The sequence below is a fragment of the Enterococcus sp. E4-150 genome (assembly GCF_035726465.1).
GTDB lineage: Bacteria > Bacillota > Bacilli > Lactobacillales > Enterococcaceae > Enterococcus_B > Enterococcus_B faecium.
In genome coordinates this window covers 21,709-38,781 of the sequence record NZ_JAPRGK010000012.1, presented here as the reverse complement: position 1 = coordinate 38,781, position 17,073 = coordinate 21,709, and the positions used below count along the sequence as shown (strand labels likewise).

The 17,073-nt window shown below is 36.7% G+C and carries 12 protein-coding genes and 2 pseudogenes; 5 read left to right on the top strand and 9 right to left on the bottom strand.

Going from position 1 to position 17,073, the window contains the following annotated elements; genetic code table 11:
- Nucleotides 1-16: 16 nt before the first annotated feature.
- On the top strand, nt 17-607 hold the full coding sequence (locus OZ002_RS10395; protein WP_010727314.1) for a YitT family protein: 591 nt from the start codon (nt 17-19) through the stop codon (nt 605-607).
- A 91-nt stretch (nt 608-698) separates the two neighbouring features.
- On the top strand, nt 699-2,204 hold the full coding sequence (locus tag OZ002_RS10390) for a UDP-N-acetylmuramoyl-L-alanyl-D-glutamate--L-lysine ligase (protein WP_156249337.1): 1,506 nt from the start codon (nt 699-701) through the stop codon (nt 2,202-2,204).
- 83 nt (nt 2,205-2,287) lie between these two features.
- Here the strand turns inward: OZ002_RS10390 and celB are convergent, their stop codons facing one another.
- From celB to OZ002_RS10365, 5 genes are read right to left on the bottom strand one after another with little or no spacing between them, the layout of a single operon-like run.
- Nucleotides 2,288-3,640, bottom strand: a complete 1,353-nt coding sequence (celB, locus tag OZ002_RS10385) for a PTS cellobiose transporter subunit IIC (RefSeq protein ID WP_325083259.1) — start codon at nt 3,638-3,640, stop codon at nt 2,288-2,290.
- The gene (locus OZ002_RS10380) at nt 3,640-4,158 is read right to left on the bottom strand and encodes a hypothetical protein (protein ID WP_002297723.1); all 519 of its coding nucleotides are present in this window, start codon (nt 4,156-4,158) and stop codon (nt 3,640-3,642) included. The genes celB and OZ002_RS10380 overlap by 1 nt, the downstream gene beginning before the upstream one ends.
- A gap of 15 nt (nt 4,159-4,173) precedes the next feature.
- Nucleotides 4,174-4,500, bottom strand: a complete 327-nt coding sequence (locus tag OZ002_RS10375; RefSeq protein ID WP_002285954.1) for a PTS cellobiose transporter subunit IIA — start codon at nt 4,498-4,500, stop codon at nt 4,174-4,176.
- Between the two features lie 12 nt (nt 4,501-4,512).
- The gene (locus OZ002_RS10370) at nt 4,513-6,492 is read right to left on the bottom strand and encodes a BglG family transcription antiterminator (RefSeq protein WP_156249336.1); all 1,980 of its coding nucleotides are present in this window, start codon (nt 6,490-6,492) and stop codon (nt 4,513-4,515) included.
- A gap of 20 nt (nt 6,493-6,512) precedes the next feature.
- Entirely contained in the window at nt 6,513-6,827 is a 315-nt protein-coding gene (locus tag OZ002_RS10365; protein WP_002297720.1) for a PTS cellobiose transporter subunit IIB, read from the bottom strand.
- 167 nt (nt 6,828-6,994) lie between these two features.
- Here OZ002_RS10365 and OZ002_RS10360 point away from each other — a divergent pair, with 167 nt between their 5' ends.
- Nucleotides 6,995-7,288, top strand: a complete 294-nt coding sequence (locus OZ002_RS10360; protein ID WP_002285944.1) for an antibiotic biosynthesis monooxygenase family protein — start codon at nt 6,995-6,997, stop codon at nt 7,286-7,288.
- 77 nt (nt 7,289-7,365) lie between these two features.
- Here the strand turns inward: OZ002_RS10360 and OZ002_RS10355 are convergent, their stop codons facing one another.
- Nucleotides 7,366-8,478 carry an FUSC family protein gene (locus tag OZ002_RS10355; protein WP_050564378.1) on the bottom strand — a complete coding sequence of 371 codons (1,113 nt, stop codon included), beginning with the start codon at nt 8,476-8,478 and terminating at the stop codon, nt 7,366-7,368.
- A 152-nt stretch (nt 8,479-8,630) separates the two neighbouring features.
- Here OZ002_RS10355 and OZ002_RS10350 point away from each other — a divergent pair.
- Nucleotides 8,631-9,372, top strand: a pseudogene (locus OZ002_RS10350) (transposase); the annotation flags it as partial.
- Nucleotides 9,373-9,831: 459 nt separating this feature from the next.
- On the opposite strand, the gene OZ002_RS10345 reads toward OZ002_RS10350, so the two are convergent.
- From OZ002_RS10345 to OZ002_RS10335, 3 genes and pseudogenes are all read right to left on the bottom strand, one after another.
- Nucleotides 9,832-12,588: a SpaA isopeptide-forming pilin-related protein gene (locus OZ002_RS10345; protein ID WP_325083256.1), complete on the bottom strand. Its 2,757-nt coding sequence runs from the start codon at nt 12,586-12,588 to the stop codon at nt 9,832-9,834.
- 663 nt (nt 12,589-13,251) lie between these two features.
- A pseudogene (locus OZ002_RS10340) lies at nt 13,252-13,545 on the bottom strand (IS607 family transposase); the annotation flags it as partial.
- A gap of 942 nt (nt 13,546-14,487) precedes the next feature.
- Nucleotides 14,488-15,249: a MerR family transcriptional regulator gene (locus OZ002_RS10335; RefSeq protein ID WP_002307953.1), complete on the bottom strand. Its 762-nt coding sequence runs from the start codon at nt 15,247-15,249 to the stop codon at nt 14,488-14,490.
- 99 nt (nt 15,250-15,348) lie between these two features.
- On the opposite strand from OZ002_RS10335, the gene OZ002_RS10330 reads away from it, so the two are divergent.
- A complete protein-coding gene (locus OZ002_RS10330) occupies nt 15,349-17,070 on the top strand; it encodes an ABC transporter ATP-binding protein (RefSeq protein ID WP_156249360.1) in 1,722 nt (573 codons plus the stop codon).
- Nucleotides 17,071-17,073 lie beyond the last annotated feature (3 nt).

The window sequence follows — 17,073 nt, the reverse complement described above, 5'->3', positions numbered from 1 at the left end:
TTTATAGGAGATATCAATGACACAAGAAATAAAAAAACTACCCGTTATATTTTTAGGTCTTTTCTTTATCACAGTTGGATTGAATTGGTTCTTGCTCCCTCACGATATAGCTTCCGCCGGAGTGGGCGCCATCGGACATTTAGTTGAAACGGCCTTTTCTATCCAACGCTCAGTTACTGTTTGGAGCATCAATCTTATGATGCTGCTTCTAGCCGCTGTCCTATTAGGAAAATCAGTATTTTTTAAGACTGTAGCGGGAAGTCTGCTTTTTCCTGTTGTTTTAGAGATTGTTCCAAAAGTGGAAATAATCTCCTCACATTTCTTTTCACTGATTTCAGGAAGTCTTTTGTTCAGTCTTGGGGTTTACACATTGTACACAGTCGGGGCCTCAAATGGCGGTATAACGATACCGCCGATTATTTTCCACAAATTTTTTCGGCTTCCAATGCCGCAAGGACTTTTACTTACCAATAGTCTTATCGTCTTTTTGAATTATTATGTTTTTGGATTGTTGGAGACACTATTCGTTCTCCTATCTATTACAGTCAGTTCATTGTTTATGAAAATACTCATCCGCTTGTCCCCTGTGTCAAGAAAATTTGAATAAAGCTGGATTTTGTCATAGCGGAAACAAACGATATATTAAAAAGAGTGTGCTATAATAAACCAAGAAATTGAATGAAGCGAGGGATCAATCAATGAGCTTCTCTTTAGAAGACATCCGTCATTTACTATTAAAAGAAAATCTATTAAAAGAATTTGTTTCAACAAGAGGCTGGCATCTTGATGTACCAGAAAAAGCTGAATTTCTTCAGTTAAGTTATGATTCAAGAAAAGCTGATGCTTCTACTTTGTTTTTCTGTAAAGGAATGAATTTCAAAGAAGAATATTTGGATTCAGCAATCGAACAGGGTATTCAATATTATGTATCAGAACAACCATACGAAAATTCAGCAGTAGGAATCATCGTAACGGATATCCGTAAAGCAATGGCGCTTCTTGCTATGGCTTTTTACGACTATCCGCAAAATAAATTGAAAGTGATCGGATTCACTGGAACAAAAGGTAAAACAACTGCTGCGTACTTTACAAAAGCAATCTTGGATCACACAACGAATAAAAAAACTGCATTGCTTTCTACGATGAATACAACGCTAGATGGCAAAACGTATTTCAAATCCCATTTAACAACGCCTGAGTCATTAGATTTATATCGTATGATGGCAGAAGCAGTTGAAAATGGTATGACTCATCTAGTGATGGAAGTTTCTTCACAAGCTTACAAAACACAACGTGTGTACGGGTTGACTTTAGATGTAGGAATCTTCTTGAATATCTCGCCTGACCATATCAGTCCGATCGAACATCCGACATTTGATGACTATTTCTATTGCAAGCGTCAATTGATCTTAAACTCAAAAACAGTTGTTTTGAATCACGAAAGTGACTATTTTGATTTGCTTAAAGAAACCGCCGATCTATTCCAGATCCCAACAATCACTTATGGTCGTTCGGAAAAAAGCAATTATCAAGTGATCCATTCAGACAAAGGTAACCACGGATTTACTTTATCTTCTCGTCAAGATCACTTAGCTATCTGCGATACTGCTTATGATATTTTGTTGGCTGGAGGATTCAACCAAGAAAATGCAGCCAGTGCGATCATTGCCGCAGCACTAACAGGTGCCTCCAGTCAAGATGCACAAGACGGATTAAAAGAAGCTCGTGTACCAGGCCGAATGGATCAATTGATCCAATCCAATGGAGCGCATGTCTATGTGGACTACGCACATAATTATCTAAGCTTGAAAACATTGCTGGAATTTGCCAAAAATGAACATCCAGATGGCCGTGTAATTGTTGTATTAGGCAGCCCAGGAAACAAAGCAATCTCCCGTCGACATGATTTTGGAAAAGTGCTATCAGAAACAGCTGACATCGCCTTTTTGACGGCAGATGACCCAGCATTTGAAGATCCGAAAAAAATCGCGGAAGAAATCAATGAAGCAATTACTAATCCAGATTTGATCGTTCATTATGAAATGGATCGTCCTGAAGCGATTCGACGCGCTTTAGCAGAAAGCGCTCCGCAAGATTCAGTCGTTATTGCGGGAAAAGGCGTGGATCCCTATCAAAAAATCAATGGTGTAGATGAACCTTATGAAGGGGATTATGCAATCGTGAAGCGGTTGATTGAAGAATAATGGTATTTATATACTAGTGGTTTCCCATTTCTAAGAAAAAAAGGGACTGTGATTTTTTGTCACAGTTCCTTTTTTCTTAGAAATCATTTTAACTTTTCACTAGCTAATTCTGCTGCCTTTTCTCTTTCTTCATTTAATAATTTATTATCATAGAATTTGATAAATGGGAACCAGATAATGAATGCGATGATTGCACAAATGACTGCTAACACAGCCGCTTTCCAATCACCACCACTACCAACAAATGCTCCGATCCCGACTGGTGAAGGCCACGGCATCTGTGCAAGCATCGGTTTGACGATTTCCAGCCGAATGGCAAAATAAGCGAGTGTAGCAGAAGCCATCGGAGCTAAGAAAAACGGAACCGCTAAATAGGGATTGTAGACGATTGGCATCCCGAAAATGATTGGTTCATTGATATTGAATAATCCTGGTACAAGTGAGGCTTTTCCTAACACTTTCAGCTGATCAGATTTCGCGAGGAATGCAATAAAGATGATCAATCCTAAAGTCGCACCTGATCCACCAACGGTTACATAAGAATTGTTGAATTTTCCTGCCAACGGATAATTTGCGCCTTGTGCGTTAGCTGCCATATTAGCTAATACGATTGGGGTCAAGAAAGAAGTGATGATATTCGCTCCATGGATCCCTACGATCCACAATGCATGGATCAAGAAATAAATCACCATGACACCAAGCCATGTATTCGTCAACTGCGTAACAAACCCAAATGGGATAGCAATCATTTTGAAGATATCCGTTCCTAGTGCAACTAATAATCCATTGATGATCATCACCACAAACGCAATGACAAATGTTGGGATCAGAGCAGTGAAAGAACGAGAAACTCCTGGCGGAACAACATCTGGCATTTTTATGACCCAATTTCTCTTGACACACATACAATACAATTCGACCGCAATAATCGACATAATAATAGCTGTAAAGATTCCTGAAGTTCCTAAACGTTCGACAAAAGAGCCCATCCTAATACCATTTACTACAGTTTCTGTCTCATTGATAGAAGCAATCAAGCTGATTTTACCATCAGTCATGATCAATTCAGGGATACACATAAAGAATGCAAAAACAGATAGTAATGCCCCCGTGAGCGGATTAACATTTAATTTTTGTTCATCTCGTTCAATTGACGTTAATTCATAAGCAAACACAATGGCAAAGTAAATAGATAAAATCCCCATCGTCATTGTATTGACGATCATGTACAAGTCACTAACTTTGAAAAAAGTTGCATTAAAAAATCCTTCTAAAAATGGGAACGGTAATGGCAAAATATTTAAAACCAAAAACATCGAGCCTACAATCGTGAAAGGAATAGAAGCCATCCCCGCTGCCATGACAGCCCGAACGATTTTAAGTTGCGCAATTTTCCCCATAGGTCCCATCAGGTATTTCTGCAAAAAATCAAACATTAGTTATTCTCCTTTCCTAAATATAACGCTTTTTCATATTGTTTAATACGGATATACTGTTGGTCTTGGTTGAGTGAAATTTTCTTTAAACGATACTGTATAAATACACTGGTAAAAATACCGCTTACAACAAGAATGAAAACAAATAACTGTCCTCCATTGTTATTTGCCATAAAAGGATACAAGAATGTAAATCCTGAGGTAAACAACACTGGAATCAATAATAAATTAAAGACACTCTGGAATAAAAAATACCACTTTGTCCATGGAACGTTCGTTTGGTGTTTTCGATAAAGCTTTACTTGTTCTCCTACTGCAGGCAAAATAGCTAAAATCAGAATCATCGGTAAACTACTTCCTAAACTTTTAGCTGATAGAAGCAGAATCATCCATTGCATGTTCATGAAAAAGAAAAAGGCAGTCAGGTAACGTACGATTAGATAACGATTGAAATACATGTTTTTCAAACTAAGTTGCTTTTTTTCTAATTCGATTTTCCTTTTTACTGTATCCTGCACAATGATCCTTCCTTTCTATTTATTTTTTTGATACAAATAATTCATTTCCTGTGCAACTTCCAATAATGTCATCGTCGTCATCAGATGATCTTGTGCATGGACCATGATAATTTCCATTTCTATTTTTGTCCCGCTGGCATATTCTTTCAGAAGTTGAGTTTGTGACTGATGCGCATGAAGAATCTCTTCATTTGCTTGTCGCAACTTCTCTTCTACTTCTTCAAACATCTCTTTACGCATCGAGCGAAATGCTTCATGTATCAGTGTCCGTGCATTTCCGCTATGGAAAATGATATCAAAAGAAGTCACTTGTAGTGTTTCACTGTTTATTTTTTCAGCCATCTGTTTTCCTCCTTATTCGATCAGTTTGATAAATTTACTGCTGAAATTCTCAAAAATAGGTTCAGCTAAGATTTCCTGCTGTACTTTTAGCTGGTCAACTAACCTAACGATTGCTTTAGTCACGACCGTAATTCCTTCATTTTCGATATAAGAAGGCGAAACTAAAAAAACAAAATGAATTTCTTGATATTGATCCCACTGCATCCCAGAAGGAATCAATGCAACGGCTACCTTTGTTTCGATTCCAACTGGAACAGCGGGATGTGGGACTGCCACTGTATCACTGAATATGATTTGTCCCATATTTTCACGTTGCTGGATCTGCTTTCGCATTTCTCTTATATATCCTTCTTCTTCATTTATGCTCAGCTTTTGCAGCAAATCATGAAGAATTTCTTCCTTTTTCGGTTCGTACGTATAAGTCTTGAAAAATTTTTCAGACAACTGTTCGGTGTAAATCTGCTTTTTTTGCTGTAGAGAAAATGCTGGTATCGGTCTATCTGAGGAATGATAGGGTATAGATTCTCCAATTACCTTTCGTATTTTACGAACATCATCTTCATTCAAAAAAATACTGACATGTAAAACTGGAATTTTGAAAAACATTGTCGAAAGATCAATAGAAGAAATAATCAGGTCGATTCCTTTTAAAGTTGTTTCATTGATCTCATAATAGCCTTTTACACTTACCACTGTAATATTTTTACCGAATTCACTGACTACACGATTCTTTAATAGTTGGGCACTGCCGTAACCCGTTGCACAGATAATCAATGCATGTAGTTTATGCGCAGCTCTTTCTTTTTCCAATGCCGCCATGAGATGCAAAGCCAAATAGGCCCATTCATCTTCATTGATGGTATAGTTTTTCAAAGCCGGCATGTTGCTGAAATGCCTTTTTACTGCGTCAAAGACTTTGGGATTTTCTTTCTTTATCTCCTCAGTCAATGGGTTCTCAATGCGAATACCTCGGCTCAATCGAATCATCATCGGTGATAAATGATCGAGTAGTCCATTGAAAAGCTGGAGATCCTCTACTAATGAAAAATGAAATTCCTGAGACAATCTTTTCAGAACTTTCGCTAATTCCTTTGATAGTTCCTGATCATTTTTATTTTCTTTGTGATTCGACTTAGCCATGAGATGTAATGTCAAATAAGCAATTTCTTCTTCGGGAAACGATACACCTGCGATTACCTCAATACGTTGAACGATCCGCTGCGCCACTTGATACTCTACTCGCTTAGAAACTTCTTGTTCGATGCCTAATTCCTTGATTTCAAACCCTTCTCGGAGCCGTTTGATCCCCAAAGCCAAGTGTAAAGTCAGATTCTGTATGATAAAATCCGAAACTTTTAACTTAGCTTCTCTTGTTTCATCGAGAATGATAATGACTAGCTCTTCAAAACTGATGTCTGGGAAAAAACGGCTTTGTCCTAAATATTCTTTCAATGAATTTCCATAATGGTTTCCAAAAAAAGTATCCATGATAAAATGCCGTCGATTTCTTTCTTCCCCTTCGATCCATGTCCCTTGACCATGCTTAGAAATGATTTTTAGTGAATATGGAATCAATCGCTCCTTGATTTCTTGCATGTCCTTTGTCAAACTGGAACGACTGATATAAAGCTCTTCTGCCAAATCATCCATAAAAAGAATGGCATCTTCCAAAAGCAATTGGTTCAATATATACTTTTGTCGATCTTCGGACTCATAAAATCCTTGCGGTTCTCTAGCATATCCAGGTACTATTTCTTGCCGACTCAAAAACAAGTCAAATATCAGTCTTTGTAAAATATGCAGTTGGTAGCCATAACCTGGTTTAGCAATGATCTTACCTCCGTTTTTTTCTACTAACTCTTTGATCCGCTGCAAGTAATTACGGATTGTCCGATCAGATAATAACAATTCAGAAGCTAAACGTTGACTGGTGACATACTCCTTCTTGTGATCAATCAAATATCTCAACAGCAATTTTTCCTTCTGTTTCATTATCATCCACTCCTATTCCATCATATGTTCTCTTCGATCACCTCTGCTAACTTCTGGATGCCTGTAGGGATTGGGACATACGCTTGGAAAGGGATACTAACAACAGGCTTTCCAACAGATTCTCCTAATTTTTTGAATTTATCCAAAAACATCGTCGTTTGCGGGCTGATCAGAAATAAATCAAAATCACTATTCTTAATCATATTATCGCCTTCTGTAGCTGAAACTGCATCTACGAGTACCTCTTCTCCTTTTTGCTTAAAGAAATCTGTTGTCTTTGAGGCCATCATCGAGGATGACATTCCTGCCGCACAAATAATCAATGCTTTTTTCATAAATCAATCACTCCTTTTATTTTTATAAAACAAGCATATCTTGTAAGCGTTTTCTATTCAAAATATATATTTCCGTAGCATTGCGGAAAAAATGTGTATCATATCTTGAATAATAATTTCTGGCACCGTGATATACTAGTGATAGAATTTTTTCAGGAGGGGATTTAGTGAGTATCACAGTGAATATTTTGTATACAAGTACAAATGGACAAGCCAGAAAATTTGCAGAAGAAATGGTCGAAAGAAACATTGTCAAAGCGATTCGTGCAGAAGAAGGAAACGAGAAATATGACTATTACTTTCCACTAGAAGATCCAGAATCTCTTTTACTGATCGACCGTTGGAAAGATGAAGAAGCAATCGAAAAGCATCACAAATCCGAAATGATGGCTCAAATAAACGAACTCCGTAAAAAGTATAAATTAAAAATGAAAGTCGAACGTTTCACTGATTTACCGTAAAAAGATACACATGGAATGATAGCAATTTATCATCCATGTGTATCTTCACTTTTTCCTTATTTTTTATTCGATCTAATCTAATGATTCAAACCGTGTTTTTCTCTTATTTTTCGGATAAGTATTTCAGTCACCCCAATATACATGATTCCTAAACATACCCCAAGGATATTCTCAAAAATGCGGATCGTTACTGCTCCTGGAACCCCGAATAAACTGGCAGTGATTGCCAAAGCACCAAAACAATTAAAAACTGTTTTATATCTATAGGTAGAACAAACACCTAAAGCTAGACCACCTAATATACCGATCCAGTTAAAAGGAATAAATTGGCTGATACCAATAAATAAAACACATCCAATCAATGAGCCAATGATTCGGTCTACTGCTCGTTCTTTGAAACCAATCGACATCAATCCATAGCTAGATACAATAGAAGAAAATGCAAACCCTGCCCACATCAATCGCTGAAAAGGGACATACTCTCCTGCAACGATCAAAAGACTAATGCCAAATGCATAGATGAGCATCCAAATTTTTTCCTGCGAATACATGCCTTTCAAAAAAATCTCTTTAAACAAGCTTTTGTCTTTGTTCTTTTCTCGATGTTTTCTGTAAAGGAGAACTGAAAACCAACAAAAAAACAAAAATAATAAGCTACTTGTTTGTGTAAAGAAATTCTTGTTCAACGAATCTTTAGGTAACGAATAAACAATAAAGAGATATGAAAAGCCGTACAAAGAAGCATTCCCCATTTTGGGATCACTAGCGGTTGCCATTAATATGCTGCTTAGTAAAATAAAATGAATCAACATGCCCATAACTGACCATTTGATCAGCTGGACATACGGTGCTACTAATAGTGAGAACATGACGATTGCTAAACCTATGATCGAATGGGAAATCTTATAACCAAAGTCAACAAAACGAATACTCATCAACATACAGAATAAAACCACAGCGTATGGTTTATGCTTCGATTCAAATAATGTTGTAATTATAATGATAAAACAAATGGCAAACAATACGATGAATAATGATCGTAAAAACAATGAACAAATATACATGCACTTTTCTTTTTTAGAAGCTGCTTCTCGTATTTTTTGTTTTAAAATAAACGGATCTAGTTGTAGAGACTGATAAAAATCCACCTGTTGTCGTCCTTTCTTTTTACTTTTATTTTTTACAGTCATCTATGACAGGTTGTAAATACTATGGAACATCATATGGCGTTGTCATTTTCTTGTCAACTATTTTTCCTATTCATGTTTTTATAAAAAAACATATCGTTTTCTTGTATGATTAAATCACCACAAAATAAACAACTGAGAGAACGATATGCTTTATGAATGGTTCTATCAAAAAAATTCTGAGATCAATAGACAAAAATTTGATGATTACAGAGGTCTCTTACGAAACCTTACAGAAGAAAAAAACATTGATCGTTGCTGCAGTTCTCTTCCCTGCTCCATGTGTCTGTAGAAATTGTGGTTCTGCTGTGGTAGATGGAAATAGGAAATTAATGGTGGTGAAAAACAAGAAGAAGGAAACCATTGTCCACTTTGAATAATATAATCATATGCCAATGGTTATACGCCTAAAAAAGCAGCGCTATACCTGTAAAAACTGTCGAAGCCATTGGACCGCTCAAAGTTATTTTATCCGTCCAAGGCACTCGATTTCAAATCATGTCAGACATAAAATCACTTCTTTACTGACTGAAAAAGTGTCGCTATTTTTTATTTCGAAAAGTTGTTAGGTATCTTTGACAACCGTTATTCGCACATTGAAAGAGTTGAAAAGCTATTTACCAAAGTCTTCCAAAAGAATTCTGTCTTGAGTGTTGAGGGTTGTGAATTTCGTTCTCACGTTTCCGTTGAGGATAAACTGAGTTTTATTTCCGCGGATAGCGAAACAGAAAGATTAATCGAGGAAATTTACCTACACAAAAAATTCCTCGATTAACAAACTATTTCCTTAGCTGCACTAATCCTAAAAAAATAGAATTCTTAGTTACAGACATGAACGCCACCTACTTTCAGCTCACCAAACGTGTTCTACCAAATGCGAAATTGGTGTTTGATCGATTACTTGGTTTTTTCACGCCTTTCAAGGAGGCGTAACCTTTATTCACGAGTTGGTTGAAGCTTTTCTAGACAAAAGACCCGACTTGTTTTTCTCCTTATTGACAAAGAGCCATTAAAACTAGAGAAAAAATTACAACTGATCGCTGATTATTTGTAGAAAGAAAATCAAAGTATTACCCAATAAACTTGAGTCATTAGGCAAAAAACACTGCGAACCTCAAGAATGATTTTCGCAGTGTTTTTGTATATTTTTTATTAACTAGTATTACTACAAAGGTTTATTTTTCACTTCTCAACGCAGCACAAAATTGTCTTTACTTATTTACTGGTTGAGTTCAACCTTCTCTACTCCGATACTAATATTTGTTTGTATACCCCTTCTAAAATCGGTAGTTTCCATTCAATTGATGGGTACTAGTTGATTTTAAAAACTATGCTTATTCAATTTTTTATTTTAGCTCATATATTTCGTTTCTTTCTAAATTTTATACTGATGAAAACAAGTAGCACACCCAATATTGACAATATAAACTGGCTAATGATAGTTTCTCCAGTTTTTGGAAGATGCTTATTTCCTCTTGTATCTGAGCTACCAGCAACTTTTCTATTCTCTTTTGTTAAAAAGATCGCCGCCTCTTGTTCTTTTTCGATCTTGAAAGTTACTGGTGTCGCATCTAATTCATACCCCGTTGGCGCTTGAGTTTCTACCAGCTGATATGCTCCTGGTGCTAAACCTTCAATTGCCAGTTTTCCATCTGCTCCTGTAGTTAAACCGGTTTGTAGTGTTTCTCCTTCTCGGTTCTGTAACTCAAAAACAGCTCCTTGCAGGACTTCCCCGCTTTGGTCATCGATCTTTGTCAACACGACACCGCCTGGTGTAAGTCGGTTTGCTTTCGTCAATTCTACCACCGCTGTCTGACTTCTTTCGATCTCAAACTCGATTGGTGTCGCATCTAATTCATACCCCGTTGGCGCTTGAGTTTCTACCAGCTGATATGCTCCTGGTGCTAAACCGTCAATTGCCAGTTTTCCATCTGCTCCTGTGGTTAAACCGGTTTGTAGCGTTTCTCCTTCTCGGTTCTGTAACTCAAAAACTGCTCCTTGCAGGACCTCACCACTGCCTTCAGCATGTTTAATTAGTTCAACACCACCCGTATCAAGGATGTTTTCAATGGTTAACGTCACTTCTTCTATGGAGTATTCATTTATAAAAACATCATGTACCGTCGCATCTAAAAGATACCCTTCCGGTGCTTCTATTTCTCGGACTTGATAGCTGCCTACAGGAAGCGGTTCACTTAAAAATTCTCCGTTTTCTGCCGTTATATCTTCTTGTATCACTTGTGAATCGCTTGATAAAATTTCAAATTTTGCTCCTGCCAGCCTTTGGCCATTCTCATCAGTTTTAATTACTTTAATACGCCCATCGATTTTCCTTGTTCTTACAGTACTCGTATTCAATCGACTGTCACTATTCACAAGCGTTGCAAAGTTTAAAATTTGATCGCCGACTGCATACGCCTCTACATTGACCTTAAAAGAGAGGGTAAAACTTGTCGGCCCAACAATCATATTATTCGCACTGAAACGAACCATTCCATTATTGACTTCGGCATCAATGAAAGAGGGAATATCTGATAGAAATGACACAAATTCCATGCCTTCTTCCAAAACATCTTCAATAACGAGTGTATTGCTTGTTCCAGAAAACATCGAGACATGCAGAGTATACGTTAGTTCATTTTCATTGAGATTGATAACATTTTTGTCCACACTTTTTCTTAAAGAGATTGCCGGAAGATTACTTTCAGGGATTCTCAAGCGGTAGTTTCGGCTCATTACCTGATTATTGTAGGTCATACTCGCTCGATTCCGAGAAAACCCATCCTCTTGTCTTCCTTCATTGAACAAGTCGACATCGGTCACTTCAAGAGCATATTCAATAAAATACGATTGACCCTCTGCTAGATTACCAAAGTCCACAACAAGTGTATTCGTTTCCTTATTAAAAGATACTTTGTCCACAAATTCCTCGGAAACATAATGAGTTCTAACGTTTGCTTCACCTGGATTCGTTACTTCTGCGATCCGAACCCCACCTGAAATAGGTTCTCTATTTCCAGTGGAACTCCATGGAGTCGGATTCGGTGCCAAAGTTGTTCCTTGCGGTAGTACATCGGTAACCACTACACCGTCTTTTCGTGATCCTTCATAATTTACCTGCAAAATAAATTTATTACTGTTGGTCACGTCTTGCCCGTCAATCAGCAGATTCCCAAAATTTCCTTGGCTGTCGATTTCTCTAGAGCCATAGTATAATTTCGAAAAAATGGGTCTTGATGAAGGAATAGGTGTAATTGAAAATTCCGTGTTTACTACTCGCTCAGCATAAGTAAGACTCACTTGAAAGTCATTATTTGGCTCAGTACCGCCTGATTGAAAGAAAGCAACTTCAAACGTGATACTGAATGTATACAACTGAGCGGCTTCATTTAATCCTTCATAATCAAAGGTAAATGGAAAAACAACGTCTGTGCCTTCTTGGTAAAATGCCAGTGGCTTTAACGGAGAATCATCAGCGACCTCCACTCTAATGAACTCAATTAAGCCAATCGATGCTCTAGGAACTCGTACGACCATCTCCCCATATTCTTCAAGAATATCGCCAGCGCCTCCTTGAACGTATCCCTTTAACGTTTGTGTATGCCTGCTCGGCAAAGTGGGGCGCTCAGCAGAGATGCCGATGTCATAATTCAAGTGCTCCTCTTGTCTTTCAATTTGAAATTCCTGCGTCATAGATGGCTCAGATGATCTCGCTTCATTAAAAGACTCACTTGTGCTTTCTTCTGGTACATTGATTTCTATTGAGACCGTATTTGATTGAATATCACCGCTTCTTGCGGTCAATTCGTATTTACCTGAATGCTGGGAAGAATAAGTAATCAGACGTTCGTAATCATTGAGTTGCTTCACTTCCCCTTCAATCAAATCCTCACTCTTATTAATGACCAATGCATTTAGCAGGTCTGGTGTTCCTCTGACTCGCAACTGGAACTGCTCACCCAAAGCAACCTCCTCTTGATCAACTTCGATTGTCAGCGAACGCTCTGGCTGTTCTGCTAAAGACTCAGCTAGAACCGTTATGTTCCCAAATTGATTGATCACAATAAGCATAACTAGAAACATACTTAACAGTTTATGAAATTTGTTCCTCACTATTACTCCCCCTTATAATTTTGACTAAACAACAAGGTACCCGATAATTTTCTAAAAAGATTCCCCAACTCAAAATGGCTGCGTTACCTCCCTCGTATTTTCGGTTCAACTCAAGCGTTGCAATGTAAGCTGTAAACAAAGCTAATGATTGCCGATTGTCTTCTGTTGATTGATTCGATAGCTTTGTATGACTTTTAGTTGTCCGTGTGGCTTAACCATAATTATGATTTCACGATTCCTCCTGCCAGTGCCTTGCACAAGCTGGAGCGTAACCCTAATAGTTGTTTTGTTAATGTACTTATATACTTTTCCATTAGAAACAATCACTAAATCGTTGATACCAAGGTCAGACTCTAGAATTTCATCAGTGAGTCCCTGTATTGGTTAACCTTCATCAATCCCAAAAAAATATATCAATGCTTAGCATCAAAATGAATATATAGTTTAGAATACTTGGGATTCATCTATAACTGATCGCTTATTTGGCCATATTATTTGGCACTTGGTTCAACTAAACGCATTTAGGATGTTCCTTCATTCTCGTCATGGATGTTCTCAAACCGTCATTACTAATAAACTGTCCACCGAATCGATGGTTCATTTCTTGCATTTTCCACGTCCAATTACTCTTTTTGCTCTTTATTTGGGCGTAGTTTTACTTTCTTAACTTGTATCGTCTTCCATCAACTCCTTAATCATCTTCTTAGCTTTATTGGCTCGGTTTTCTTGTAAAAGGTATCTACAAATAGTGACAATCTGTATTAAATCTTCATCATTTTCTGTAATGTCAATAATTTCTATATTCTGTACCATATATTGCAAAGGGTTTCACTAAGTTCATAACCGAAGCGAATTAAACAACTTTTGTATAGAATAACTACCTTTTCTATTTTTCCATTGGTAATTCTATCTATTAATTGGTTTAATCCTTTTGTTGTAGTTGATTCCACTACCAAGATGATTCTCTCGAATTTTAAAGCTTGAAGATGTATTGCTATTTTTGCTAACTGGCGTATTTGCAACTATTTTTCCCTTCTATTCTTCCTTCATTGATTCCCCTCTAAAATTACTATCCATAAAAAATTGCATAAATGACAATAGTATTTATATTAGTCATACTGCTTTTTAACACAGCAAATTCCAGAAAAACATTCGTTACATATTTGTGAATTTTTCTAAAAAATAACATTTTTATAAAACGACGAAAAATAAATCACTACCAGTCAACTTCTATAATATTACCAAATAACAAACTAACTATCCATCAATAACGTGTTTTATTTTTTAAAATTTCTATAAAAAAATAATCATTCTTAAAAAGAATATCAAAAAATAACAATAACCTTTGTGATTTTTCTTGTTTGAAGAATGTTGGAAGAAAAATCTCTAAATACTTATAATTATTTTATAAGCAAAAAAAATGCTATCGGTAGTATCACCGATAGCTGAGGAAAGTCACAGTAGGGACTATTTGATTAAAAAATATGTTTATTCAATCCATCTATTTATTTTTGCCTTATTAACATATTGTAATAATGTAAGCAACAATGTATTTTAAGTGTAATGCTTTTATGCACCTATTTAATTTATCATTCTCATCTGATACAATCTCACTCATAACAATATGAATTTTTCTTCTCATTAGTCTCAGTTCACCATGAATTATACATAACACCCAATACAATTATTTTTCCATACTTTTTTAAGAGGACAATTACATCGTATATATCGCTAAGAATTGCAACTGTTCCATTTTTAAAGACATATTTCCTCTAAAAAACTAAAATTCTATCTATCCACGACTAATAATCCCCCACATTAAACCCGTAATCGAACCAGAAAATTTTTCTTTATAACTAAAACAACCATCATTTTCGAGTTATCTTAAACACATATTTCCTATTTTTTCATTTCTATCCATGCATGATAATATTCAGTTCTGATATTGTTTTCATCCGTATTCGTCAATAGATACTGGCCGATCACTTCTCCTGTTTTCCATCCTTTTTCATACATTCTTTCTCTGATTTCTAAAATATTATTACGTTCCGCATGGTTCATCTCGGATTTCAATAAGAATCGACGATAAACAGCCGTATCTTTTTTCTCCCAAATCACGTCTTGAGTAAATAAATGTACTTCACTAGGGTCGATAAAAAATCCATACATCGTCTGTGAACTGGAAGCTGGCATACTCATCATCCCAAAGCTTGAATAGTTAGGTAGAAATTTTTTGATTTCCACAATATCTTCAAACTCCGTTGAGATCATACAGTCAAAAGGGATCTCTTCTACAGGAAACTCTTCCTCGTTTGTATCGATCATCAATTTCAACTGTTTTTTTCGCGCCCTTATCTCTTTTTGTTTTTGTTTCATCACCACTAGTTCTTTATGGATTCTTCTTTCTGTTTCATCAAGTGTCTCATATAACTCCGTCAATGTTTTTCCATATAAATTCTTCATCTGTTTGATCGGTATATCTAATTTTCTATAAAAAACGATATCATAAAGCATAAAAATATCATCGATATCAAACAATCGATAATCATTCTCTTCTTGTCTACTTGAACGGATTAATCCTTGTTCATCCCAATAGCGGATCGTTGATTTTGGCAAATCAAATAGTTCCGATACTTGGCCAATCGTATACATTTTTTTCATTTTTTCTCACCTCTTTTCCAGTTTATTCTTTTTTCTATTGACCTTCAAGTTACTTGAAGGTATAGAATCGAAAAGTATCAGAAAAAAAGGAGGAATAATATGTCTATCTTAAAAACATTCTTACAGAAAAACAAAGGACTAGCTCTCCTTACCTTTGTGATGATCTGTTTACAAATCGCCGGTACATTAGGTGTACCAAAATTAGTAGCAAAGCTGATCGACACAGGTATAGCAAGTGGCGAAGCCTCAGTTATAAAAAAAATCGGAGTTGAAATGCTGCTTGTAGCGTTTCTAGGAACGATTGCTGCGGTTGCCTCTAGTTACTTTTCAGCATTGGCATCCGCTAGGTTTGGATTCCAAACGCGGGAGAAATATTTCCGTAAATTCCAACAGCTGTCAATGAAGGATATCAGTCGTTTTAGTTCTGGATCTCTTTTGACAAGAATGACGAATGATGTCGATAATGTCCAGCAAATGATTGTTTTATTTTGCCAAATGATCTTACCAGCACCGGTTATTTGCGTTTTCACCATTCTCATGATGTTTCGTTATTCTCTATTACTAACATGGGTTACATTGATCTCTGTTGTTTTTTATGTATGGATTGTTTATCGACTGATGAAACGAGGGGCACCTTTATCTTTGAGTATCCAGCCAAAAATGGATCGGATCACCATCACATTGAGAGAATTCTTTACTGGGATTAATATGATCCGTGCCTTTGATAATCAATCATATGAAGAAAAGCGAACGAATAAGAGCTTTGTTGACTATGCTAATCAAATGATCAAAGTGAACCGAATATTTGCTTGGGTCACTCCAATTGCTTTTTTGCTCATGGGAATCGTTTATGCTTCTATTTTGTGGTTTGGCGGAAATCTTGTAGCAGAAGGAGCATTACAAATCGGTGTCGTGACTGCTGTAGTCGAATACTCTATGCTGACACTTGCTTACTTGATGATCGCAGCTATGGTATTGGTCATTATCCCTAAATCGTTTGCCTCATTACGACGGATAGAAGAAATACTGCAAGCAGAGATCGAAATTGAGGAAGAGACGATCAAAACAGTAGCTGAACCAACCTTTGATCAGACAAATGCAGCTGCTTTTGAACATGTCACATTTAAATATACTGAAATCTCTGATCCAGTTCTAGAAGATATTGATTTCACAATACCTAAAGGAAAAACAACAGCGATCGTTGGCGGGACCGGATCTGGAAAAAGTAGTTTGGCGAAACTTCTCTTGAGACTTAGTGACCCTACGATAGGAAAAGTAACCCTTGGTGGTATTCCTCTTACTCAAATGACTCAAGAACAGATCCGCTCCCACATCAGTTATGTCCCTCAGAAGGCTTTCTTATTCAGTGGGACAATTTTAAGCAACTTGCAGATGGGAAATGAATATGCCTCAACAGAAGAGTTGTCTAAAGCGATCAAGATCGCTCAATTAGAAGAACTAGTGGACACCCTTCCTGACGGATTGGACAGCTTTGTTGCTCAAGGCGGTTCTAATTATTCAGGGGGCCAGAAACAGCGGATATGTATTGCTCGAGCGTTGATCAAACCAGCAGAGATCTATGTATTCGATGATAGTTTCTCCGCTTTAGACTATAAAACAGATGCAGCATTAAGAGCAGCCCTTCATAAACACATGTCGGAGAAAACTCTCGTGATTGTTGCTCAACGCCTCAGTACAATCCAACAAGCAGATAACATCATTGTTTTAGATAAAGGAAAAATCGTTGGACAAGGTACTCATGAAGAACTACTGTCTAATTGCCAAACTTATCAGGAGTTTGCAAAATCACAAGGAATATAGAAA